Origin of the sequence: Solibacillus sp. R5-41 (genome assembly GCF_002736105.1) — a bacterium.
In the GTDB taxonomy this organism is placed as follows: domain Bacteria; phylum Bacillota; class Bacilli; order Bacillales_A; family Planococcaceae; genus Solibacillus.
In genome coordinates, this window is the sequence record NZ_CP024123.1 from 1056737 (window position 1) to 1081729 (window position 24993).

The window sequence follows — 24993 nt, forward strand, 5'->3', positions numbered from 1 at the left end:
CCTCAATTTTGAAAAGACCTTGAAAAAACAGCACTTTAAACAATTGGGGGTAAATATGTGTTTAAAAATAAAACTTTATTAATTACCGGGGGTACCGGTTCCTTTGGTAACGCTGTAATGGAAAGGTTTTTAGATAGTGAGATAAAAGAAATTCGCATTTTTTCACGTGATGAGAAAAAACAAGATGATATGCGTAAATTATATAAGAATGACAAATTAAAATTTTATATTGGTGATGTAAGGGACATTGCAAGTGTCAAAAATGCAATGTATGGTGTAGATTATATTTTCCATGCAGCTGCCCTCAAACAAGTTCCTTCTTGTGAATTTTTCCCCATGGAGGCTGTAAAAACAAATGTATTAGGTACTGATAATGTATTAACTGCAGCCATAGATAATGGCGTGCAGAAAGTAATTTGTCTTTCAACAGACAAAGCAGCCTATCCGATTAATGCAATGGGGATTTCAAAAGCGATGATGGAAAAGGTAATTGTAGCAAAAGCTAAAACGGTTAATCCTGAGAAAACGTTAATATGTGGTACTCGCTACGGAAATGTGATGGCTTCACGCGGTTCTGTCATCCCATTATTTATTGAACAAATAAAAAATGGGAAAGCATTAACAATTACAGATCCTCACATGACTAGATTTTTAATGAGTCTAGAAGAAGCAGTTGAGCTAGTATTATTTGCATTTGAACACGCGGAGGCTGGGGATATTATGGTACAAAAATCACCAGCATCAACTATTGGTGACTTAGCCCAAGCTGTTAAAGAATTATTTAATGTAGATAATGAGATAAAAATTATAGGTACACGACATGGGGAAAAGCTTTACGAAACACTATTAACTCGTGAAGAGTATTTGGTTGCACATGAGTTTGAAGGGTTCTACAAGGTACCTGCTGATACTCGTGATTTAAACTATGATAAATATTTCTTCGGTGGAGATAAAAAATTATCTAGTTATGAAGAGTATAATTCCCACAATACTAATCGTTTAACGATCGAACAAGTAAAAGAAAAATTGTTGAAACTTGATTTTGTGAAAGAAGAACTGAAAGGTTGGAATACGAATGAGGATACTCGTTACGGGTTCAAAAGGATTTATAGCTAAAAATCTAATAGCAGAGTTAAAGAGTAGAGGTTATTCAGAAATTTTTGAGTTCTCACGACAAACAGATTCAACTTTACTTGATGAATATTGTGAAAAAGCAGATTTTATATACCATTTAGCAGGGGTTAATCGTCCGAAAGAAAAAGCAGAGTTCATGAAAGGAAATTTTGAATTTACATCAATATTGCTAAAAACACTTAAAAAGTACAATAATAATTGTCCCATTATGATATCTTCATCCACACAAGCGCAATTAAATAATCCTTATGGTGTGAGTAAAAAGTCAAGTGAAGATCTTTTATTTGAATATAGTAAGGAGACTAGGGCAAAAGTTCTCGTATATCGTCTTCCGAATGTTTTTGGGAAGTGGTGTAAACCAAATTACAATAGTGTAATAGCTACGTATTGTCATAATATAAGTCGCAATATACCGATTGCGATGAATGATAGTTCCATACAATTAAGTTTAGTATATATAGATGATTTAGTTACAGATTTAATCAATGCACTATATGGTTGTGAAAACCGAGTAGGAGAATTCTGTGAAATTCCGGTTATTCATAGAATTACTTTAGGAGAAATTAAAGATTTAATATATTCTTTTAAAAATAGCCGCGAAGAACATTCAATCCCTCAGATGTCAGACACTTTTACGAAAAAATTGTATAGTACGTATTTAAGCTATTTACCAAAAGACCAATTTAGCTATGATCTAAAAATGAATATTGATCAAAGAGGATCCTTTACAGAGTTCATAAAAACAGCTGATCGAGGACAGGTTTCTGTTAATATTTCAAAGCCAGGAATTACAAAAGGTAACCATTGGCATCATACAAAAAATGAAAAGTTCTTAGTTGTAAACGGGAATGGGGTTATCCGATTCAGAAATATTGATTCAGAGGAAGTAATAGAATACTTCGTTAGCGATGAAAAATTAGAAGTTGTGGATATTCCAGTAGGGTATACGCATAATATTGAAAATCTAGGTGAAACAAATATGGTCACAATAATGTGGGTGAATGAAGTATTCAATCCAGAGAAGCCGGATACTTTCTATTTGGAGGTGTAACTATAAAAAGGCTAAAAGTAATGACTGTCGTTGGGACTCGTCCAGAAATTATTCGACTATCTGCAGTCATAAATAAATTAGAGGAATCAAATGCAATTGAGCACGTACTTGTTCATACAGGGCAAAATTATGATTACGAACTTAATGAAGTTTTTTTTGATGATTTTAATTTAAAAAAACCAGATTATTTTCTTAATGCTGCTAGCGAAACAACAATTGGAACAATAGGAAATATTCTTATAACTATTGACCCTATTTTAGAAGAAATTAAACCAGATGCATTTTTAGTATTAGGGGATACGAATAGTTGCTTATGTGCATTAGCAGCTAAGAGAAGACATATTCCGATTTTCCATATGGAAGCTGGAAATCGATGCTTTGACCAACGAGTGCCGGAAGAAATAAACCGAAAAATTGTCGACCATATTTCAGACATTAACTTAACATATAGTGATATTGCCAGGGAATATTTATTAAGAGAAGGATTACCTGCTGATCGTATCATAAAAACAGGTAGTCCTATGTTTGAAGTTTTAAATTCTAGAAAAGCAGACATTGAAGACTCAGATGTGTTAGAGAGGTTAGAACTAAAAGAGGGTGAATATTTTGTCTTATCTGCCCATCGAGAAGAAAATATCAATTCAGAAACCAACTTTTTAGATTTAATGGATAGTTTAAATGCGATTGCAGAAAAATACGATATGCCGGTCATTGTTAGTACACACCCTAGAACGAAAAAGATGATTGATAAAAAAGAAATTGCATTTAACCCATTGGTGAAAATAATGAAACCTCTAGGATTTAATGATTATGTAAAGCTTCAAATGAAAGCTAAGGTAGTACTCAGTGATAGTGGGACGATAAGTGAAGAGTCTTCCATACTTGGATTTAGAGCACTAAAAATTAGACAAGCGCATGAAAGACCTGAAGCGATGGAGGAGGCTTCCGTCATGATGGTTGGGTTGAAGAAAGAGAGAGTTTTACAAGGGATAGAAATTTTAGAAATGCAAGAAGCGGAAACATTAAGATTTGTTGAAGATTACATGAGGCCTAATGTGTCTGATAAGGTGCTTAGGATTATTTTGTCATATACGGATTATGTGAATCGGGTTGTATGGAGTAACAAGTTATGAAGGTATTACAGATAAACTCAGTTTGTGGGGTAGGGAGTACTGGTAGAATTGCAACAGACATCCATCATATTTTGATTAATCAAGGACATGATAGTTTCATTGCATACGGAAGAGGATTTCCAATTAATTGTGATTCAACCATTAGAATTGGAACTAATTTTGACAATTATGCACATGTTGCCTTAACGCGGATATATGATAAGCATGGATTTGGATCAAGGAATGCTACGATAGAATTTTTAAGAAAAGTAGAAGTTCTTAATCCGGATGTAATTCATTTACATAACATTCATGGATATTATATCAATATTGAAATGTTATTTGATTATCTAAAAAAATCTAATAAGCCTGTTATTTGGACACTTCATGATTGTTGGGCTTTTACTGGACATTGTTCTCATTTTGAATCCATTAGTTGTGATAAGTGGAAAACGGGGTGTAGCAATTGTCCACAGAAAAATGTATACCCCACTAGTTTGATCGTTGATAATTCTAAAAATAATTATATGAGTAAAAAAGATATTTTCACAGGTGTTAGAGATTTAACTATAGTCACTCCATCACGATGGTTATCAGCTTTAGTACAAGAGTCTTTTTTAGGAGAATACCCTGTCGAAGTAATTCACAATGGAATAAATTTAGATGTTTTCAAACCTACAGAGAGTATGTTTAGAAAAAAACATAATTTATTTAATAAATTTCTCATATTAGGAGTGGCAAATAATTGGAATACAAAAAAAGGTTTCGCTTACTTTAAGGAGTTATCAAAGTTATTAGAGAAAGATGAAGTAATAGTATTAGTGGGTTTATCGGAGAAACAAAAAAAAGAATTACCTAAAAATATAATTGGTATAACAAGAACTAATGATATTCAAGAACTGGCTGAAATTTATTCAGCAGCAGATGTTTTTTTAAATCCAACAATGGAAGATAATTTTCCTACCACGAATATAGAAGCTTTAGCCTGTGGTACACCTGTAATTACATTTGATACAGGGGGAAGCCCAGAAATTATTAATAATAAATGTGGCATCGTAGTCGAAAAGAAAGGTATTAATAATTTAAAAAGGGCTATTGAAACAGTTTATGAGAAAAGAAAATCATCCTACTTTGATTTTTGTATACAAAGGTCGAATCAATTATATAGTAAATTTGATCGCTTTAATGATTATGTAAATATTTACAATAATATCGTGTGATTTTTGTTATCTTCTTCATGAATAGTAGGTGAACCTAGATGTATTATGGAGTCTATTTATTGGGAATTACTTTATCACTAATAAATGGTAAGAGCAAAACTTTTTTTCTGATCTTTGCAACTGTTTTAGCAGGGTTGGCCTTTTTTAGATATGGTGTAGGTCCAGATTATTTTGCCTATGAATATTTATATAACAGATTGAATGAATCACCTGTAAAAGAATTTTTGTATAGTGTTGATAGTCAAGAAATTTTATTTAGATTTTTTGGATCAGTATTAAAGAGTCTTGGCATTTCATATCAACAGTATTTATCTTTAATTGCTATTATTAACCTGTATTTTATAGGTAAAAAGTGTAAGAGATATAGTGAGAATCCAATTCTTTCTCTTCTAATATATTTTTCTTTTTATTATTTTGTTTGGACGTTTAGTGGATTAAGACAGGGGCTTACACTGGCAATAGGAATATATTATTTACTCGAATGCTTAGATAATAATAAGACTGTCAAATTGTTTATAGTCACTATTTTATTATCCTTTATTCATGCATCAGCAATTGTATTATTGCCGTTGTATTTTATTTCCAGAGTTAATTTTGCAAAAAAAACGCTCATTTATTTAGTACTAACAAGTATTTTGATTTCAACTTTACCGATAGGTCTAATAATTAACCATCTAAATTGGATACCTTTTATCAACAGAATCATACCCTACTCTACATTTAATAACAGTATTAATAATATACTTGATTTTCAAAGTATAATTAGAATTATTTTTTTAATAATTGCTTTTTTTTATTACGATGCATATTCACAAAAAAGTGAATTCTCCAAAAGGGTTATTAATATTTATATCATTAGTTATTGTTTATATTTTATTCTTAAATTTTCGGAAATTACAGCAGCAAGAATTGCTCTTTATGGGGGCATTTTAAATATCATATTACTAACTAATTTTTATTATTTATATAAAGATAAGATAAATAAATTAATCTATATGGGATGTTTAGTATTTTTGAGTGTGATTTATTTAAATAAGGAGTTAAAGACTTTAGAAGAACGAACAGGATTAGAACATGCTAATTCTTTCCTAATACCGTACACTAATATATTTCATAAAAATGAGTACAATTTTAATAATAGATATAAAAACTATTTAGAGTGAAAAATTTCAAGTTAATAATATAACTAGAAACTAGGGAATTTGAATTAAAAAGGAAGTGTTCAATAACTAAGACTTCGGGTTGAAGAGTTTACAAGCCGGCATCTCTTTGTTATGCCTTACCTATTGAATGACACATATGTGTCCGTGACACTTTGACATTTCATCGCATGCTTTAGCAGAAAGATTTTATGAATAAAGTAATAAGAAGAAAGAACAAACATAAATAAATCCTAATTTTTATATGAAGATAAGGAGTAGTTTTTATGAAAATAAGTGTGATTATTCCTGTATTCAATGTTGAAAATTATCTAAAACAATGTATTGATAGTGTCCTAGCTCAGTCTTATAAGAATTTAGAAATATTATTAATTAATGATGGTTCTACAGATAATAGTGAAATTATATGTAGAGAGTATGAAGGGGAATTTTCAAATATTACACTAATAAATAAAGAAAATAGCGGGCAATCTGATGCAAGGAATGTTGGAATTCTCAATTCCACTGGCGAGTATATTATATTTCTGGATTCTGATGACTATTGGGGAATGAATTTCTTAAAGGATTTAGTAAAGGAAATTGAAGGAAATCAGGGATTAGATTTTATATTTTTTAGGTATCAAATGTTTTATCACTTGAAAAGGGTTTTTAAAGAACCTGATATTAATATATGTAAAAAAAAGATTGATGGTATAAGTGGTAAAGAGTGTCTAGAACATATTTTTGGAAATAATAAAGAATATAATTGGTTTGCAGTTCTTTACTTGGTTAGAAGAGAGTTTGTAATTCAGAATAATCTCTTTTTTGAAATGAATAGAAATTATGAAGACATGCTGTGGACACCTCAAATTTTTTTGAAAGCTAAAAACGTTAAATATTATGATAAACCGATTTATGTTTATAGACTTGGACGAGATGGTTCTATCACAGCTTCCTTTTCTAAAAAAAGCATTAAAGACAGTATATTTATATCTTCGTTTTGGCATGAAGAATTAAGGAAATATGATATTGAAGATAATCTTAAAGCAAATTTATTAAATAATTTCAGTACGAGATATTATGTTTCGATATGGTTTTCAGGACTACTAAATAAAAATGAAAAAAAAGAAGTAGTAACGATGTTAAAAGAGCATCAGTATCTTCTAAAGTATGGAAAAGAATTCAAAAAAAAATTGACTGCTTTAATGTGCGAAATTATTGGGTTTAATGCATGTATTGCTATTTTTAAAATATTAATAAAAGTTAAACGGAAATTAAAGTGAAAAGCAATATGGTATCTTTTTTGGGAGACAGATTTTACAGTTACTTAAAAAAAAAAACGCACACTATTGAGTGTAGATACAAATATAGCAATTTCGAAAGGTAAATGCAGCAAATGAAATGGCAGTGGGGTATGTAAAGTTATTAATGCTACTTAATATACAAATAGGATTGGTAGAAAGATTTTATACTCATAGAAATATTAAGATTATAGCTTGAAAATAAAATTTCAACTCAATGCTAACATTATAAAACAATTAAAAATTATTTCCATATATGCTCTTTCAATCATAGCTATTAGAAATAGATGATTTTTCCCGTGCATATATAGAAGTGAGTAAATGGAAGTAAATAGGCAATAATGACTGCGAATTAATAATTTGATTAAGGAGAGTAGAGTAAATGGAAAGAGTTTTAGTTAGTATTCATTGTACTACTTATAATCATGAAAAATATATAGCAGATGCTATTGAAAGTTTTTTAATGCAAAAAACAATTTTCAAGTTTGAGATTCTAATACATGATGATGCATCAACGGATAGAACAGCAGATATTATAAGAGATTATGAGAAGCTATACCCTGAATTAATAAAACCAATATATCAAACAGAAAATCAACATTCAAAAGGAAGATCAATAAGTAGAATAATCCTCAAGAGAACACAAGGAAAATATATTGCGCTGTGTGAAGGAGACGATTATTGGACAGATCCATATAAATTACAGAAGCAACTGGATTATATGGAAAAACATCCCGAATGTAGTTTGTGTGTACATGGTGGTTATATAGTTAATGCCTCTGAAAAAAAGATGATATCTAAACATCGCATAAGTAAAAGAAATAAGCTTTTTACTGTTGAAGAAGTGATTATAGGTGGAGGAGCATTATTTCTAACAAATTCAATGTTCTACCCTACGAAATATGAAGAAATTAGACCTGCTTTTTTTGAGATAGCACCTGTAGGAGACTATCCTACAGCAATAAATTTATCATTACTAGGTACGGTATATTACATTGATGAGTCTATGTCAGCATACAGAACAGGTGTTAGTAACTCATGGACCGCTAGAAACGCTTCTATAAAAAAAAAAACAGAACACTATTATGAGATAGCTGCAATGTTAGATGAAATTAATCAATATACAAATGGTAAATATAAGAGTACTATAGACCATAGAAAATATCAAAACCAGGTATTTCTTTTATTAGAACAGAGAAAATTTAAAGAGGCTAAATCAGCCAAGAATAAAGAATACTATCTATCTTTGGGATATAAGCAAAGGTTTGTTATATTCCTTAATCAGTATTGTCCAACTATCTTACAGCTCATGATATTTGCAAAAAGGAGATGGAGTAAGTGGGAAATACGATGACGAAATCAATAATCATCTCATCATTATTGTGGAAACTTTTGGAACGTGGGGGGACACAAGGGGTTCAATTTATAGTTATGATAATACTAGCCCGAATGCTTCTACCCGAAGAATTCGGGTTAATTGTTTTAGTCTCAATTTTTATAACTATAGCTGGAGTAATAGCTCAAAGTGGGTTTAATACAGCACTTATTCAAAAGAAAAAAGTTGATGAAATAGATTTCTCGTCGGTCTTTTATTTAAACTTATTCGTTACAATTATACTATATGTCATACTCTATATCTCAGCACCCTATATAGCCTCATTTTTTGACCATCCTCAACTTACTCTTGTTTTAAGAATTCTATCTTTAACTTTATTTTTCAGCACTTTTAATTCAATCCAAAATGCAGTTATTGCACGAAATATGCAATTTAAAAAACTCTTTGTTAGTAGCCTGGGAGGAGTTGTAATATCTGGAATTGTCGGGATAGCGATGGCATACGCCAATTTTGGGATTTGGTCTTTAGTAGTACAGCAATTAACAAATCAATTAATTTTTACAGCCACTTTATGGTACACAGTAAAATGGAAACCTCAATTGTTCTTTTCTATAGAAAGGCTGATTAGTTTATTTTCATTTGGCTGGAAGTTACTAGCGTCTGCGTTGATTGATACTATATATTCGAATATTCGAAGCCTTTTAATTGGTAAAATGTTCAGTCCAGTGATGTTAGGTTTTTACAATAGAGGCGAACAGTTTCCTAGTATCCTTATAGGAAACATCAACGGCTCCATACAATCTGTTATTTTTCCAGCTTTATCTTCTCAACAAGATAACAAACAAAGAATAAAAGAAATGGTCCGAAGATCGATTGTAACAAGTTCATTTATTGTCTTTCCAATGATGATTGGTTTAGCTGTAATTGCAGAGCCTTTAGTTAAAATAATGCTAACGGAAAAATGGCTCCCAGCCGTTCCATTTCTACAAATTTTTTGTGCTGTTTATGCATTGTGGCCTCTCCACACAGCTAATTTACAGGCAATTAATGCTTTAGGACGTAGTGATATTTTTTTGAAACTGGAAATAATTAAAAAAATAATTGGCTTAGGTATTTTACTAATTGGTATACCTTTTGGTGTTCATGCTATGGCTATAGGTTCATTTGTAGGTGGTATTATAGCAGTGTTTCTTAATGCTTATCCTAATTTAACATTACTCAATTATAGTGTGAAGGAACAGTGGAAAGATATTATGCCATCTTTATTAATAGCGTTAACAATGGGTGCTATTGTATTTAGCGTGCAATGGCTTAGGTTATCTGAGGGTGTAACAATTTGTATGCAAATCTTGGCGGGCATAACGATATATGTTGGTTTAGCCAAAGCGTTTAGATTAGAATGTTATATTTATTTAATTTTAACGATGAAAGATATTCTAAAAAGAAATAAGAAAATCCCAACTGCAGAGGTTTATTAATAGATTTATATAAGTGTCAAAAAATTGAGCCTTCTTACGTATTTTCTGCTGTATGTTAAATCCAGTAGATTCGTTCGTTAGGGGGTTTTTATGAACCTATCTGCGAGGTGATAAGCAGAGAAATTATATTAAATTGAGATCTGTAATATTATATGAAAACTACCATGTAGTAATAAGTATATAGTTCTTTGAATACTATAATAGTAAATCTTTAGTTAAACTCTAAGGAGGTTTTAAGAGTGGATATTTTTGAAAACTATGAGTCTATAGTGCGTTCCTATTGCAGACAATATACGGATGTTTTCTATAAATCAAAGAATGAATTTATTTATTCTGAAAAAGGGAAAGAATATCTAGATTTTTTTGCTGGAGCTGGTGCATTAAATTACGGACATAATAATGAGTATATTAAAAAGTACTTGTTGGATTATATAGAAAATGATGGAATTATACATGGGCTAGACATGTATACACATTCAAAGCGAAGTTTTATTAGTGAATTTGTTGAAAATATATTAAAACCTCGAAACTTAGACTATAAAATTCAATTTTGTGGACCAACAGGAACGAATGCTGTAGAAGCAGCATTGAAATTAGCGAGGAAGGCTAAAAAAAGAAATAATATTTTTGCCTTTATGGGTGGTTTTCATGGTATGTCATTAGGAAGTTTAGCTACAACAAGTAATCTTTCTTCTAGAGAAGGTGCTGGGCTGCCACTTTCTAATGTAACTTTCATGCCTTTTCCTAATGGGACGTTAAATTTAGATACGCTAGATTATATTGAAACGATTTTGGAAGATGATCACTCTGGAATCGAAAAACCTGCAGCAATTATTCTTGAAACAATACAAGCAGAAGGGGGCATAAATGTTGCTTCAAATGAATGGCTACAGGGTCTAGCGAGTATATGTAAAAAACACGATATTTTGTTAATATGTGATGATATTCAAGTAGGGTGTGGAAGAACAGGTGATTTCTTCTCGTTCGAAAGGGCTGATATTGTTCCTGATATTGTTATATTGTCTAAATCTATAAGTGGTTATGGCTTACCAATGTCATTATTACTTATGAAACCGGAACATGATATTTGGAAACCAGGTGAACATAATGGGACTTTTAGAGGGAATCAACTAGCATTTGTAGCTTCAGTAGCATCAATAAGATTGCGTGAAAAGTTAGATTTAGATAATAGTGTACGTAGTAAAGCAAATTATATTAAAGGGTTTTTAGAAACTCGAGTTTGTACAATAGATTCAAGGATTGAAATAAGAGGAATAGGTATGATTTGGGGCATTGATTTAATTAAGATAGATGATTCTGGCCTTTATACTAAGATTATAAAGGAATGTTTCAATAGGGGATTAATAATTGAAAAGGCAGGAAGAAATGGTTCAGTTATAAAGCTCCTACCACCTCTAACTATTACAGAAGAAAACCTTCGAGCTGGTTTAGAAACTTTAGAAGGAGTATTACTAGATATTTTATCTTATAAGCCAAAATTACAAGAAAATTCATTCGTTTAATTAATCTAAATGGTCTTTTAAAAGTCAAAATGCGATATGAATTGACTTAGCGCCTTCAAACACTTAAAAACATCTATTTTCAGTTACTTAAGGGATAAATTCAAATGACCGTAAATACTTAATTTTTCTCTTGTATTCGCTCTACTAAGTCATCTTTTATAATAACCATTACCGATAGCTATATTTGTTAAGCAAAAAAATGAATCACTGTAACAAGCATAGAACGCGTTTTCCGTGCTTATGTAAATATGAAATGAAATCTAACTAAGAGGTATAAAAAGATGAAAAAACTATTAATGCTTGGTGGTTCATCTTCTCAAGTTATCGCAATAAAGAAAGCGAAAGAGATGGGGTATTATGTTGTAACCACTGACTATTTAGAGAATAATCCTGGACATCAATTTTCTAACGAGTACCATAATGTTAGTACAACAGACAAAGAAGCAATTTTAAAATTGGCAAAGTCATTACACATTGATGGTGTTGTTTGTTATATCTCAGATCCTGGAATCCCAACGGCTGCCTATGTTTCTGAGGAATTAAAGTTATCTTCTTTTCCTTATAAATCAGTAGAAATATTATCTAATAAAGATATGTTCAGATCCTTTTTGAAGGAAAATAATTTTAATGTACCACAAGCAAAAGGATACGCCACACTAGATGAAGCTAAAGTAGATTTTCATACTTTTACAATGCCGGTAATGATTAAACCGATTGATTCATCGGAAAGTAGGGGTGTATCAAAAATTGGCTCAATAGAACTCTTGCCGGAAAAAGTGAAGGATGCTTTATCTTATTCAAGAGCAAAACGTTTTATTATCGAGGAATATGTTGAAAGACAGGGGTATCAAATTGGTGGGGAATGTTTTTTTGTAAATGGGAAGCTTTCATTTTCTAAACTAGTTAATAACCATTTTGAAAAGAAATCTTTTAATCCATTTCTACCAACAGGTGAGAGCTGGCCGTGTAATCTACCTACACAATTACAAGAAAAAATCCATTCCGAAATTCAAAGGTTAATGAATTTATTAAATATGAAAACGGGTCCATTAATTTTTGAGGTTCAAGTTGATTATAAAGAAAATGTGTATATATTAGATATCGGTGCTCGAAATAGTGGTGATCTAACCCAAGTTATAGAACATGTAGAAGGTATTGATTTAATTGGGTATACAATTAAGGCTGCATTAGATGAAGATTGTAGCGATTTAAAAATGGTTGAACCAAGTGGATACTGGGCTATTTACACACTAATTAGTCAGAAAGCTGGTTTATTTAAAGGAATTGAAATAGAGAAGAATTTTCAAAGAAATTATCTGGTTAAATATATGGAATTTTCAAGCTCGTCTGGAACCGCGGTAAAAATAAACGAAAGTCTAGGAACAATTTTGCTGCGTTTTTCATCAATGGCTGAAATGCTAGAAAAGATGGATAATATGGCGAATTGGGTAAAAATAAATATAGTTGAAGAAAATATCGATAGTAAAGTATCAAATGCTTGCCTCTTATCACTCCAAAATAATAAATGAGGTGTACAGATGAAAAAGTTATTAATGCTTGGTGGCGCACAAACTCAAGTTCCAGCAATTAAAGCAGCAAAAGAAATGGGCCTTTATGTTATAATTACCGACTATTTAGAAGATAATCCGGGTCAACAATTTGCTGATGAGTCTTACAATATCAGTACAACCGATAAAAAAGGGGTACTAGCTTTAGCAAAGTCATTAGAAATAGACGGTATTGTTTCTTATGCGTCAGAACATGCGGCCCCGATAGCAGCTTATGTTGCTGAAAATTTAGGTCTTCCATCAAGTCCCTATAAATCAGTAGAGATTTTAACAATGAAGGATCTATTTAAAACGTTTCTTCGAGAAAATAATTTTAATGTGCCTAAAGCTAAAGGATATCACTCTCTTGAAGAAGCTAAAGCGGACTTTTATAACTTTAAAATGCCAGTAATGATCAAACCAGTTGATTCATGTGGTAGTAGAGGGGTCTCAAAAATTGACTCAATCGAGCTTCTACAGGAAAAAGTCGAGGATGCATTACGTTTTTCAAAAAATAAACGTTTTATTATTGAAGAATATATTGAAAAATGTGGCTATCAAGTTGGCGGTGACGGCTTTTCTGTAAACGGTAAACTTGTTTTCCGATGTTTCTCGAATGAACACTTTTCTCCTACTTCTAGTAATCCTTTTGTGCCAGTTGGATCCAGTTTTCCAAGCAATTTGCCTGAGTATATACAGGATAAAATCCATAATGAAATTCAAAGAGTGTTAGATTTGTTAAATATGCAAACAGGTGCTTATAATTTCGATATTTTGGTTGATAGTGAAGAAGATGTATACCTATTAGAGATAGCCGCACGAAATGGGGGGGACTGGATACCTCAAGTAACAAAATATGCAACGGATATTGATATGGTTGAATATACAATCAAGGGAGCGCTTGGTGAAGATTGTAGTGATTTAATATGCATTAAGCCAAAAGGGTTTTGGTCTAGTTATGCTGTGAATAGTTTGAATAGTGGGATATTTAAGGGGGTAGAAATCCATAAAGAATTAAAAGAGAATAATCTAATTGAGCATGAAATAACAGCAAAAAATGGAGATTCCGTTTTTGCTTTTACGGGGTCGCATTTGAAGATAGGAACGTTGTTGGTTAAGTATTCTTCGATGGAAGAAATGTTAGAGAAGATGGATAACATGACCAACTGGATTCAAGTAATTGTGGAAGATTCTTTAATAAAGAATATTTAAGGCTTTAAATATAAAGGTAATCAATTCATTTCAATATAACGTACAATTACAATGAAATAAAGTATTTGTCACAAAGTGAAAGAAACAATAAATGCTTAGCGCGGCACATCCTTTGATTCCTGCAAGTAAGGCAACAAGGGGAATTGGGAAATTATGTAATTATTTGTGGCTACACCCGTAACAATTACAAAGGAAAATCTTTGAATAGGCTTAGAAACTTTAGGGGAAGTGTAAAGGGGGCTTTTATTTTTAGTCATTGTTTACAGAAAATTCATTCATTTAATCATTCTAAATTATTACTTCCGAAATAATAAGTGAGGTATAAAAAATGAAAAAATTATTAATGCTTGGTGGGTCCCATTCTCAAGTTCCAGTTATTAAAGCAGCAAGAGAAATGGGGCACTACGTAATAACCTGTGACTATTTAGAAAATAATCCGGGTCATCAATATGCCCATGAATATTACAATGTGAGTACGACTGATAAAGAAGCTGTCTTATCCCTAGCTAGATCATTAAAAATAGATGGGATAGTATGTTATGCTTCGGATCCCGCAGCACCAACAGCAGCTTATGTTGCCGAAAAGTTAGGATTGCCTTCCAATCCATATCAATCAGTGGAGATACTGTCTAATAAGGATAAGTTTAGGGAGTTTTTGAAGGGAAATAACTTTAATGTACCTCGAGCGAAAGGATATTACACATTTCAAGAAGCTAAAGCTGAATTTCATAGCTTTAAAATGCCTGTGATGGTAAAACCGGTTGATTCATCAGGCAGTAAGGGAGTATCAAAAATTGATTCAATAGACCGTCTTCAAGAAAAAGTAGAAGATGCTTTAAGTTTTTCAAGAGTTAAACGTTTTATTATTGAAGAGTATATAGAAAACTATGGTTATCATATTGGGGGAGATGGATTTTCGGTAGATGGTAGACTTGTATTTTGGTGTTTTGCCAATGAACACTTCCCAGTATCACGTATAAATCCATTCGTCCCAGTAAGTGCTAGTTGGCCATGTGCTATGCCAGAGCGTGTTCAAGATAAAATTAAACATGAAATCCAAAGAGCATTGAATTTATTAAATATGAAAACAGGTGCTTACAATTTTGATATAAGAATTGATGATAAAGAAGATATTTATCTTATTGAGATTGGTGCAAGAAATGGTGGGGACTTGTATCCGCAGGTAATAAACTATGCAACGGGTATTGATATGGTTAAATATACGATTAAGGCCGCATTGGGAGAGAACTGTAGTGACTTAACTATGGTTGAACCTAAAGGATACTGGGCAGTTTATTTGCTGAATAGTCAGGAAAAAGGGGTATTTAAAGGTGTTGATTTTCATGAAGAAATTCAAAAAAATATTGTAGAATGTGAATTACTAGTAAGGCAGGGAGAGAATGTTTCGGCACTAACAGGAGCCCATGAAAAGGTGGGAATAATGATTTTGCAGTTCTCCTCAATGAATGAAATGTTAGATAAATTGGATGAAATGACAAAATGGGTGAAGGTAAATATTGAGAATTCGCTAGTGGAAAATAACTGAGGCTAAAGGGTGACAAAATGAAACCAATACAAGTAACGCAATCATCTATGCCAAAGTTAGAGGAGTTTTCTGAGGAGATTAGGGATTTATGGGATAGTCAATGGTTAACTAATATGGGTGTAAAGCATAATCAATTAGAATTAAAATTAAAACAATATTTTAAAACGCCTCATGTTACGCTATTTTCTAATGGGCATTTAGCCTTGGAATACGCAATTTCTGCATTGAATTTAACTGGTGAGGTGATTACTACTCCCTTTACATTTGCATCCACAACACATGCAATTGTAAGGAATGGTTTAACCCCAATCTTCTGTGACATTAATCCGGATGATTACACTATACAAACGGATATGCTTGAGAATTTAATAACACATAAAACATCGGCCATTATACCGGTTCATGTATATGGGAATGTTTGTAATATAGCTGAGATTGATAGAATAGCAAAAAAGTATAATCTTAAGATAATATACGATGCTGCTCATGCTTTTGGTGTCACTGTAGATGGTAAAAGTGTAGCAAGCTTTGGTGATGTTTCCATGTTCAGTTTTCATGCAACAAAAGTGTTTAATACGATTGAAGGTGGAGCATTAGCATTCAATGATCCTAGTTTGGAAAATATATTGAATGCGTATAAGAACTTTGGTATTACTGGACAAGAAACCGTAGAGTATGTTGGTGGAAATGCTAAGATGAATGAATTTCAAGCGGCTATGGGTCTATGTAATCTCCGAAATGTAGATCAGGAGATTGCTAAGAGAAAGGCAGTATTTGAGCGATATATGGAAAACCTTCTTGATTTTAAAGGGATTAAAATATCACAGGTTCAGAATGGCGTGAAAAGTAATTACGCATATTTTCCTGTTGTATTTGATGGGTTTCAACTTTCCCGTGATGAAGTTCATGCTGCATTAAAGAGTGAAAATATATTCACACGAAAGTATTTTTACCCTTTAACAAATAGTTTGGAATGCTATCAAGGAAGGTTTTCATCTGAGGAAACACCTATTGCCAAATATATAGCAGAAAGAGTGTTAACACTTCCACTTTACGCAGATTTACAGCTAGAAGAAATTGATAGAATTTGCGAAATTATTAAAGTGAAATCAACTAATTTTAATTAAATTTTTCGTAAGAACATTATAGGATGAAAGTAGAACTTATACATCCTTTTTTATTATTAGGATTTTGCAATAGTTTGATATTTAACTTATTTCAGCAGAAGTCCCTTACTTACATAAGTGGGGGATGAATACCAAGCATGACCTTTATTCTTTGGGGGCTCAAACTCCCGCTGAATAGAGGAACTCAGGTTAAGCTGGAGGAGCAAAGGCTAAAACCGTCACGTCCTGTGATAAAGCCTTTGTGATCAACGTCGTGTTGACCCGCGTCGTGCGGCAACGCCTGAGTGACCAACATCGTGTTGGTCCAAAGCCCCCGGCGGATGTCACGGATTTTTAGCGGAGGCCTGCGTGATTCAGGTCAGTTAGCCGTTGTCGCATAGACGCGACGAACTTAGGCTAACATCCTTAACGAGCTAGCTCGAAAAAAATCTGGATGTAATTATGCCGAGGCGTAATTGATTGAAATTGGATAGTTTTTTTCAAAAAGAGGTGAATATTAGATGAAAGGCATTCTTTTAGCAGGAGGTTCAGGTACTCGACTTTATCCTTTGACGAAATCTATGTCTAAACAAATGTTACCGATTTACGATAAGCCGATGATTTATTATCCACTTTCTATTTTAATGCTAGCTGGAATAAAAGAGATTTTAATTATATCTACGCCAAGGGATATTGAAGACTTCCGAGAACTACTGGGAGATGGGGCCAATCTCGGAATGCACTTTGAGTATTCGGTTCAGGAATGTCCTAACGGGTTAGCCGAAGCATTTATTATTGGAGAAAAGTTTATTGGAGAATCCTCCGTGGCGCTAATTTTGGGGGATAATATTTTCTACGGTTCATATTTAAGTAATCTATTGTTGAAGGGTGCGTCCTTGACGAAAGGAAGTATTATTTTTGGCTGCTATGTTAAAGACCCACGTGCATATGGCGTAGTGGAAGTTGATGAAGAGAAGGAAGTTATCTCAATAGAAGAAAAGCCTGAAAACCCCAAATCTTCATACGCAGTTCCGGGATTATATTTTTTTGATAATAAAGTAGTTGATATTGCAAAAAATGTAAAACCTTCAGCGCGGGGTGAAGTGGAGATTACTTCTATTATAGATGAATACCTTCAAAGAGGTGAACTAAAAGTAGAACTGACGGGTAGGGGATTGGCATGGTTAGATACGGGAACGCATGAGTCATTACTCGAGGCTTCGAATTTTGTAGAGGCTATACAAAAAAGGCAGGGGCTATATATTGCTTGTATTGAAGAAATAGCATTTAGAAGAGGATATATAACAAAGAAACAGTTATTAGATCTTGCCGAGCCTCTTATGAAGACGGAATACGGTAAATATTTGGTGGAAGTTTCACATTCATTAAACAACTCTCATGTGACAATGTAGAGTTGTTTTATTTCAGTTGAACAAGTTTGAAAGAGGTGGGACGGATGAAAGAGAAAAAAATTCTCGTTACTGGTGGAGCTGGCTTCATCGGAGGAAATTTTGTTCAATACATGGTTGAAAAATACCCTGAATATGATGTTTTTAACTTAGATAATTTAACGTATGCCGGTGATTTAACAAAACATAGCCTGATTGAAATGAAGAATAACTACAACTTTATAAAGGCTGATATTGTAGATGATAGGTTGATAATGTCTATTTTTGAAAAAGAAAAATTCAATTATGTCGTTCATTTTGCTGCAGAAAGTCATGTGGACCGTTCCATTACAAATCCCGGTATTTTTGTACAAACAAATGTTATAGGTACTCAAGTCTTATTGGAGGCAGCAAAGCGAGTAGGTATTACAAAATTTGTTCATATATCAACAGATGAAGTTTACGGGGAGTTAGATTTTGACCCGACGACCTTTTTTATAGAAGAAACACCATTAAAACCAAATAGCCCATATAGCGCTAGTAAAGCATCTTCAGATTTACTAGTTAGAGCGTATCACGAAACATATGGTTTACCCATTAATATTACGCGTTGTTCGAATAACTACGGTCCATTCCATTTTCCAGAAAAATTAATTCCTTTAACCATTTCTCGCGTATTAACTGATGAAAAGGTTCCTGTATATGGGGAAGGGCAAAATATCCGAGATTGGTTACATGTATTTGATCATTGCGCGGCAATTGATTTAGTTTTGCATAAAGGTGTGAATGGAGAGATTTATAATATAGGTGGTCATAATGAACGTACTAATTTAGAAGTGGTGAGAACAATTATTCAAGCGTTAGGAAAATCAGAAGAATTAATTGAGTTTGTCGAAGATCGTTTAGGACATGATAAGCGTTATGCCATTGATTCAGCGAAGTTAAAACAATTAGGCTGGAAACCCTCCTATACATTTGAAACAGGAATTATTCAAACAGTTCAATGGTATGTTGAGAACGAGGTATGGTGGAAGCAAATTATTAATGGTCAATATCTGACATATTTCAACAAGCAATATTCGTTGTGAATCACCAAAATCGTCTGAGTCCTAAATGAAATAGGCTTCAGACTTTTTGCATGTATCACAACGAGTTTTATTAGTGAGAAGTAATTATGGAGAGAATTGACGCATATAATAGAGAAGCTCATAATGCGATTAACGCTTACTTCATTAACTTACAAACTTATTAAAATATCCATTAAAGGTACGAGGGGGCATATAATTGGAAGAAAGAATCAGTCTACTAGAAATAGCAAAAATAATAAAAAAACGATTAGTGCTTATCGTTATCTTAACTGTTATTAGTGTTGGAATTGCTGCAGGAATAAGCTTTTATGTATTAACCCCAATTTACGAGGCGCAAACACAAATTTTGGTCAATCAGAAAAGCAACAGTGAGGAAGCATATTCTTGGTCGCAAATGGAAACAGATTTACAATTAATCAATACTTATAATGTTATCATTACAAGCCCTGTTATTTTAAACAAGGTGATTGAGAAACAAGGAATAAATATATTACCAGAAACATTAAAAGAGCAAATTACCTTAACGAATGAAAGTAACTCAAAAGTTATAAATATAATAGTAGAGGATTCTAGTTCTCAGCAAGCTGTCGAAATTTCAAATACGGTAGCAGAAGTATTTAAAGAGGAAATTCCAAAATTGATGAATGTTGATAATATAAATATTCTATCTGTCGCTAAATTAAGCGAAAATCCTACCCCAGTAAAACCAAATAAGATGCGTAATATAGCCATTGCGGCAGTTATTGGTTTAATGTTAGGTATTGGATTAGCATTTCTATTCGAATTTTTGGATACAACGATTAAGAATGAGAAAGACATTGAGGATATTGTTGGCTTACCAGTTATGGGGGTAGTCGGGTTAATTGCAAAAGAAAAAAAGAGCCTTTTATTACGTAGAGTAAGGAGGAACTAAATTGTTTGGGCTGAAAAGTAGAAAAATGAAAAAAAAACTAAAACTTGCAAAGATGGCTCGAAAACTTGTAACCGTTTCAGATTCAAAATCGATAATATCAGAGCAATTTCGTACGATCCGCACAAACATCGCATTTTCTATGCCGGACCAAGAGTTAAAAACGGTTTTAGTTACTTCTTCAACACCTGGGGAAGGGAAGTCTACAATTGCAGCGAATTTAGGAGTTGTTTTTGCTCAGGAAGGTAAAAGAGTGTTAATTATTGATGGAGATTTGCGGAAACCGACATTGCATCAGACATTTAAAACGTTTAACAAATTAGGTCTGTCTAATGTTTTAGCAAAAAAAGCTGCATTTTACGAAGCGATACAAGAGACATCTATAGAGGGACTGAATGTAATGACGAGTGGTCCCATTCCGCCAAACCCAGCGGAATTGCTTTCTTCAAAAGCTTTGGACATATTGATACAAGATGTAAAGAAGGATTATGAAATGATTATATTTGATGCACCGCCATTGTTAGTCGTGTCAGATGCACAAATATTGTCGAATAAATGTGATGGCACGCTTCTAATTGCCAATACAGGTGTTGTCGAAAAAGAGGTTGTTGTGAAAGCAACAGCAATCTTGGCTACTTCTCAAGCAAATGTTTTGGGCGTTGTATTAAATAACTATGTATTTCCTAGTCATAAACATTATTATGACTATTACAGTTATGATGAATAAAATTAGTTTGTTCGATTTTTTTTTATGAAATTAATCTGTAATATGATGTGCACACCATATAATTTCATCAAAAGTTTTAGAACTGCAACTTTCGAAGTCTATTTCTTTTTCTACGCACATACAATAGGCTACGGACAATAAATACAAGTGTCCTAACATAAAAGAGGAACCATATGAGGAGGAATAGCTGTGGATTCATTAAAAGTATCATCACGTTCTAATCCAAATTCAGTTGCAGGTGCACTGGTAGCGGTCATTCGAGAACAAGGGTATGCGGAAATGCAAGCAGTCGGTGCAGGTGCACTCAATCAAGCAGTGAAAGCAGTAGCCATAGCAAGAGGATTTGTTGCACCGAGTGGCACGGATTTAATTTGTGCACCGGCATTTGCAGATATTACAATAGCAGGTGAAGATCGAACTGCACTTAAGCTTCTCGTTGAAAAACGAAACCGATAATCTAAACATGTTGTCCATGCGTTGGACCATCTGTTTAAGTGGATAATAAAGTTTAACCATATTTACGAGTAAAGGATAAGCACTTTAATAACGTTAATTTTTAGAATATTCGCATTATAATTGCAGTATTAAAAACTGGATAATTACGGTTTACATCTTAGTAATAAACTAATTTAAAATAGGGGGAAATAACTGTGGATTCATTAAAAGTATCATCTCGTTCTAATCCAAATTCGGTTGCAGGTGCACTGGTAGCGGTAATTAGGGAACAGGGCTATGCAGAAATGCAGGCAGTTGGAGCTGGGGCTTTAAATCAAGCAATTAAAGCGGTAGCGATTGCACGGGGCTTCGTTGCACCGAGCGGAACGGATTTAATATGTGCACCAGCATTTGCGGACATTACGATTGGCGGGGAAGATCGTACCGCACTCAAACTACTTGTTGAAAAAAGAAGTCGTCAAGTCAACATTAGCTGATTAAAAACAACACTTATGAAAAAGGGATATTTATTCCTTAGCATAAGTGTTTTTTCATGGAGAAAAACAGAAATTTTATATCACTTAGTAAGGGAAGTAACGTTTTCCTTCAAATAAATAAACGCCTAAAAAGGAACTATAATAAGGTGATTTCGTTTCCATTCATATGCGTTCATTTCAAGCATTGTTTCTTGCATCAGGATTTTTTTCATTCAACTTAAAAATACGGCAAAATTTTTCCGTCAAAGGTCTGATTTTTTGGCTCAATATGACATTTGCAATAGTACACGTAGTCACTTCATGTTAAACTAATGTAGGAAAAATAACTCTATTTAGCCGCTTTATTTTGCATCAAAGCAAAATAAAGCTTAAATTAAGGCTATTTTCATTACACTAAAAAACAATCTTAAGGAGATGTTGATATGTTACATCAGCTTTCATGGAAAGTCGGTGGGCAACAAGGTGAAGGGATCGAGAGTACTGGTGAAATTTTCTCGATGGCAATGAATCGTTTAGGTTATTATCTATACGGATATCGTCATTTCTCTTCTCGCATTAAAGGTGGCCATACGAATAATAAAATTACGGTTCGTCCAACAGAAGTACGCTCGATTGCGGACGATTTAAATATTTTAGTTGCATTTGATCAAGAAACAATTGACGTAAACTATAAAGAATTAACAGCAGCAAGTATTATTTTAGCGGATGCGAAATTCGATCCAAAAAATCCAGAAGACTGTGTGGCACCATTATTTGCTGTACCATTTACAGATATTGCAGCAGATCTTGGTACGTCATTAATGAAAAACATGGTCGCGATTGGCGCAACTGCAGCATTATTAAATTTGGAAGAATCTGTTTTCCAAAGCGTTGTAGACGAGATTTTTGGTCGTAAAGGTGAAGAAGTTGTAGCGAAGAATATTGAAGCAATTCAGCGCGGTAGAGAAGCGATTGCCATCCAAATTGGTGAGCGCGTAGGTGAATGGCAACTAGCTCCAGCTGACGGTAAACGCCGTATGTTCATGATTGGGAATGATGCAGCCGCACTAGGTGCATTAGCAGCAGGCTCTCGCTTTATGGCAGCTTACCCGATTACACCAGCTTCTGAAATTATGGAATATATGATCAAAAAGTTACCGCTTGTTGGTGGAGCTGTTATTCAAACAGAGGATGAAATCGCGGCAGCAACAATGGCTATTGGTGCAAACTATGGTGGGGTACGTGCTTTCACAGCGTCAGCCGGCCCAGGTCTTTCACTGATGATGGAGGCAATTGGTCTTTCAGGTATGACCGAGCAGCCACTTGTTATTTTTGATACACAACGTGGTGGTCCATCAACAGGTCTTCCTACGAAGCAAGAGCAATCGGATTTAATGGCGATGCTGTACGGCACACATGGTGAAATTCCGAAAGTCGTTATTGCGCCTTCAACGATGGAAGAAGCATTCTATGATACGATCCAAGCATTTAATATTGCGGAGGAATTACAGCTTCCGGTAATCGTAATGACGGATTTACAGCTTTCATTAGGGAAGCAAACTGTTGATCCATTTGATTACAGTAAAATTGAAATTCGACGTGGTAAAATTGTGACAGAAGTAGAAGACACTGAAACAAAGGACTACTTCAAGCGTTATGAAAATGCAGAAGATGGCGTTTCACCGCGTATATTACCTGGTACAAAAGGTGGGATTCACCACGTAACTGGTGTCGAGCATGATGAAACAGGAAAGCCTTCTGAAGCGACAGGCAACCGTCGCACACAAATGGATAAACGTATGCGTAAGCTTGCCGCATTAAAATTCAATAATCCGATTTATGCCAATACACCTCATGAAGATGCGGACGTGTTATTAGTTGGGTTTAACTCAACACGTGGTGCGCTTGAGGAAGTGCAAGAAGCATTAAATGCAGAAGGAATTAAAGCGAATCACGCGCATGTGAAGCTAATTCATCCATTCCCATCTGATGAAATGGCTGCACTTGTTGAGAAAGCTAAAAAAGTTATTGTTGTTGAAAATAACGCAACAGGCCAATTAGCGAATATTATGAAGATGAATATTGGTGGTCATGCGAAGATAAAGAACGTCTTAAAGTATGATGGTACGCCATTCTTACCACGTGAATTAACAAACTTAGTGAAGGAGGAAATTTAATTATGGCAACATTTAAAGATTTCCGGAATTCAGTAAAACCAAACTGGTGCCCAGGATGTGGTGACTTTTCTGTACAAGCGGCGATTCAGCGTGCAGCAGCAAATGTTGGCTATGAACCGAATGAATTAGCTGTCATTTCTGGTATCGGATGTTCGGGACGTATTTCGGGCTATATTAACTCATATGGCTTCCACGGAATTCATGGTCGTGCATTACCGATCGCACAAGGCTTAAAAATGGCCAATAAAGATTTAAAAGTCATTGCTTCTGGTGGTGACGGTGATGGTTTTGCCATCGGTATGGGGCACACAATCCATGCGATTCGTCGTAATATTGATATTACGTATATTGTTATGGACAACCAAATTTACGGTTTAACAAAAGGGCAAACATCTCCACGTTCAGCTGCTGGTTTCATTACGAAATCAACACCAGGCGGAGCAATTGAGCCATCAATAAAACCGTTAGAAGTTGCTTTAACGAGTGGTGCGACATTTGTTGCACAAAGCTTCTCAACAGATATTAAAGAATTAACAGCAATCATCGAAGCGGGCTTAAATCATAAAGGTTTCTCATTCATCAACGTATTTTCACCATGTGTAACATACAATAAGGTGAATACGTATGAGTGGTTCAAAGAAAACTTGACGAAGCTTTCTGATGTTGAAGGCTATGACCATACAAATCGTGAAATGGCGATGCAAACGGTTATGAAAAATGAAGGCTTAGTAACGGGAATTATTTATCATGATCAACAAACGACGTCGTATCAAGATAAAATTAAAGGTTATTCAGAGCTACCATTAACGGATATTGATATTCGCTTAACAGAAGAGCAATTTACCCAATTTACAAAAGAATTTATGTAATGTATTTTGAATAAGTAAGAAAAATCACCATTTTGATCTACTGGAAATGGTGGTTTTTTCTGTTTATTTAACTTTAACTAAAGAATCCCTGTTTCGCAGTTCCCGCTGGAATCGCCTCCACTTCATTACAATCAACTCCCTTTGTTTAAAATTCTACCAACATGATTTTAATCATTTTCTGATTTTTAAATCATATAATGAAATACTAGTTCAACACT

The 24993-nt window shown here is 33.6% G+C and carries 21 protein-coding genes; all 21 read left to right on the forward strand.

The annotated features are described in order from the left end of the window. Positions 1-57: 57 nt before the first annotated feature. The 21 genes from CSE16_RS04885 (at position 58) to CSE16_RS04985 (ending at position 24775) form a co-directional block, all read left to right on the forward strand. Complete coding sequence (locus CSE16_RS04885) at positions 58-1116, forward strand: polysaccharide biosynthesis protein (RefSeq protein WP_099422859.1); 1059 nt, start codon at positions 58-60, stop codon at positions 1114-1116. Beyond that, positions 1076-2185 carry a capsular polysaccharide biosynthesis protein CapF gene (locus CSE16_RS04890; protein WP_099422860.1) on the forward strand — a complete coding sequence of 370 codons (1110 nt, stop codon included), beginning with the start codon at positions 1076-1078 and terminating at the stop codon, positions 2183-2185. Before CSE16_RS04885 ends, CSE16_RS04890 begins: the two co-directional genes overlap by 41 nt. Before the next feature lie 2 nt (positions 2186-2187). After that, the gene (wecB, locus tag CSE16_RS04895; RefSeq protein WP_099422861.1) at positions 2188-3318 is read left to right on the forward strand and encodes a non-hydrolyzing UDP-N-acetylglucosamine 2-epimerase; all 1131 of its coding nucleotides are present in this window, start codon (positions 2188-2190) and stop codon (positions 3316-3318) included. Continuing rightward, entirely contained in the window at positions 3315-4517 is a 1203-nt protein-coding gene (locus CSE16_RS04900; protein WP_099422862.1) for a glycosyltransferase, read from the forward strand. The genes wecB and CSE16_RS04900 overlap by 4 nt, the downstream gene beginning before the upstream one ends. 59 nt (positions 4518-4576) lie before the next feature. Beyond that, a complete protein-coding gene (locus CSE16_RS04905; protein WP_157764749.1) occupies positions 4577-5680 on the forward strand; it encodes an EpsG family protein in 1104 nt (367 codons plus the stop codon). Positions 5681-5943: 263 nt separating this feature from the next. Next, positions 5944-6939, forward strand: coding sequence for a glycosyltransferase family 2 protein (locus CSE16_RS04910; protein WP_099422864.1), 996 nt, complete (start codon positions 5944-5946; stop codon positions 6937-6939). A 400-nt stretch (positions 6940-7339) separates the two neighbouring features. Further along, positions 7340-8311, forward strand: a complete 972-nt coding sequence (locus CSE16_RS04915) for a glycosyltransferase (protein WP_099422865.1) — start codon at positions 7340-7342, stop codon at positions 8309-8311. Beyond that, positions 8308-9771, forward strand: coding sequence for a lipopolysaccharide biosynthesis protein (locus CSE16_RS04920; RefSeq protein WP_216641129.1), 1464 nt, complete (start codon positions 8308-8310; stop codon positions 9769-9771). The genes CSE16_RS04915 and CSE16_RS04920 overlap by 4 nt, the downstream gene beginning before the upstream one ends. Positions 9772-10010: 239 nt before the next feature. Beyond that, positions 10011-11294 carry a diaminobutyrate--2-oxoglutarate transaminase gene (gene ectB, locus CSE16_RS04925; protein ID WP_099422867.1) on the forward strand — a complete coding sequence of 428 codons (1284 nt, stop codon included), beginning with the start codon at positions 10011-10013 and terminating at the stop codon, positions 11292-11294. 281 nt (positions 11295-11575) lie between these two features. Further along, complete coding sequence (locus CSE16_RS04930) at positions 11576-12823, forward strand: ATP-grasp domain-containing protein (protein ID WP_099422868.1); 1248 nt, start codon at positions 11576-11578, stop codon at positions 12821-12823. A gap of 9 nt (positions 12824-12832) precedes the next feature. Next, the gene (locus CSE16_RS04935; protein ID WP_099422869.1) at positions 12833-14053 is read left to right on the forward strand and encodes an ATP-grasp domain-containing protein; all 1221 of its coding nucleotides are present in this window, start codon (positions 12833-12835) and stop codon (positions 14051-14053) included. Between the two features lie 328 nt (positions 14054-14381). Beyond that, entirely contained in the window at positions 14382-15599 is a 1218-nt protein-coding gene (locus tag CSE16_RS04940) for an ATP-grasp domain-containing protein (protein WP_099422870.1), read from the forward strand. A gap of 17 nt (positions 15600-15616) precedes the next feature. Beyond that, on the forward strand, positions 15617-16726 hold the full coding sequence (locus CSE16_RS04945; protein WP_099422871.1) for a DegT/DnrJ/EryC1/StrS family aminotransferase: 1110 nt from the start codon (positions 15617-15619) through the stop codon (positions 16724-16726). 500 nt (positions 16727-17226) lie between these two features. After that, on the forward strand, positions 17227-18117 hold the full coding sequence (gene rfbA / locus CSE16_RS04950; protein ID WP_099422872.1) for a glucose-1-phosphate thymidylyltransferase RfbA: 891 nt from the start codon (positions 17227-17229) through the stop codon (positions 18115-18117). 44 nt (positions 18118-18161) lie between these two features. After that, positions 18162-19181 (forward strand): dTDP-glucose 4,6-dehydratase, encoded by a 1020-nt coding sequence (gene rfbB, locus CSE16_RS04955; protein ID WP_099422873.1) that lies wholly within the window; start codon positions 18162-18164, stop codon positions 19179-19181. Between the two features lie 196 nt (positions 19182-19377). Next, positions 19378-20094 carry a YveK family protein gene (locus CSE16_RS04960; protein WP_099422874.1) on the forward strand — a complete coding sequence of 239 codons (717 nt, stop codon included), beginning with the start codon at positions 19378-19380 and terminating at the stop codon, positions 20092-20094. Between the two features lie 25 nt (positions 20095-20119). Further along, the gene (locus CSE16_RS04965) at positions 20120-20818 is read left to right on the forward strand and encodes a CpsD/CapB family tyrosine-protein kinase (RefSeq protein WP_172954421.1); all 699 of its coding nucleotides are present in this window, start codon (positions 20120-20122) and stop codon (positions 20816-20818) included. 189 nt (positions 20819-21007) lie between these two features. Continuing rightward, the gene (locus tag CSE16_RS04970) at positions 21008-21274 is read left to right on the forward strand and encodes a stage V sporulation protein S (RefSeq protein WP_099422875.1); all 267 of its coding nucleotides are present in this window, start codon (positions 21008-21010) and stop codon (positions 21272-21274) included. Between the two features lie 194 nt (positions 21275-21468). Continuing rightward, complete coding sequence (locus CSE16_RS04975; RefSeq protein WP_099422876.1) at positions 21469-21750, forward strand: stage V sporulation protein S; 282 nt, start codon at positions 21469-21471, stop codon at positions 21748-21750. 422 nt (positions 21751-22172) lie between these two features. After that, complete coding sequence (locus CSE16_RS04980; protein WP_099422877.1) at positions 22173-23906, forward strand: 2-oxoacid:acceptor oxidoreductase subunit alpha; 1734 nt, start codon at positions 22173-22175, stop codon at positions 23904-23906. Between the two features lie 2 nt (positions 23907-23908). Beyond that, the gene (locus CSE16_RS04985; protein ID WP_099422878.1) at positions 23909-24775 is read left to right on the forward strand and encodes a 2-oxoacid:ferredoxin oxidoreductase subunit beta; all 867 of its coding nucleotides are present in this window, start codon (positions 23909-23911) and stop codon (positions 24773-24775) included. The last annotated feature ends 218 nt before the right edge of the window (positions 24776-24993 follow it).

Excerpts from the sequence above, each read along its gene's own strand:
- CSE16_RS04915 (WP_099422865.1), top strand. The coding sequence starts at position 7,340 with ATGGAAAGAGTTTTAGTTAGTATTCATTGTACTACTTATAATCATGAA.
- rfbA (WP_099422872.1), top strand. The coding sequence starts at position 17,227 with ATGAAAGGCATTCTTTTAGCAGGAGGTTCAGGTACTCGACTTTATCCT.
- CSE16_RS04890 (WP_099422860.1), top strand. The coding sequence starts at position 1,076 with ATGAGGATACTCGTTACGGGTTCAAAAGGATTTATAGCTAAAAATCTA.
- CSE16_RS04985 (WP_099422878.1), top strand. The coding sequence starts at position 23,909 with ATGGCAACATTTAAAGATTTCCGGAATTCAGTAAAACCAAACTGGTGC.
- CSE16_RS04980 (WP_099422877.1), top strand. The coding sequence starts at position 22,173 with ATGTTACATCAGCTTTCATGGAAAGTCGGTGGGCAACAAGGTGAAGGG.
- CSE16_RS04900 (WP_099422862.1), top strand. The coding sequence starts at position 3,315 with ATGAAGGTATTACAGATAAACTCAGTTTGTGGGGTAGGGAGTACTGGT.
- rfbB (WP_099422873.1), top strand. The coding sequence starts at position 18,162 with ATGAAAGAGAAAAAAATTCTCGTTACTGGTGGAGCTGGCTTCATCGGA.
- CSE16_RS04930 (WP_099422868.1), top strand. The coding sequence starts at position 11,576 with ATGAAAAAACTATTAATGCTTGGTGGTTCATCTTCTCAAGTTATCGCA.
- CSE16_RS04935 (WP_099422869.1), top strand. The coding sequence starts at position 12,833 with ATGAAAAAGTTATTAATGCTTGGTGGCGCACAAACTCAAGTTCCAGCA.
- CSE16_RS04965 (WP_172954421.1), top strand. The coding sequence starts at position 20,120 with ATGAAAAAAAAACTAAAACTTGCAAAGATGGCTCGAAAACTTGTAACC.
- CSE16_RS04920 (WP_216641129.1), top strand. The coding sequence starts at position 8,308 with ATGACGAAATCAATAATCATCTCATCATTATTGTGGAAACTTTTGGAA.
- CSE16_RS04945 (WP_099422871.1), top strand. The coding sequence starts at position 15,617 with ATGAAACCAATACAAGTAACGCAATCATCTATGCCAAAGTTAGAGGAG.
- CSE16_RS04910 (WP_099422864.1), top strand. The coding sequence starts at position 5,944 with ATGAAAATAAGTGTGATTATTCCTGTATTCAATGTTGAAAATTATCTA.
- CSE16_RS04940 (WP_099422870.1), top strand. The coding sequence starts at position 14,382 with ATGAAAAAATTATTAATGCTTGGTGGGTCCCATTCTCAAGTTCCAGTT.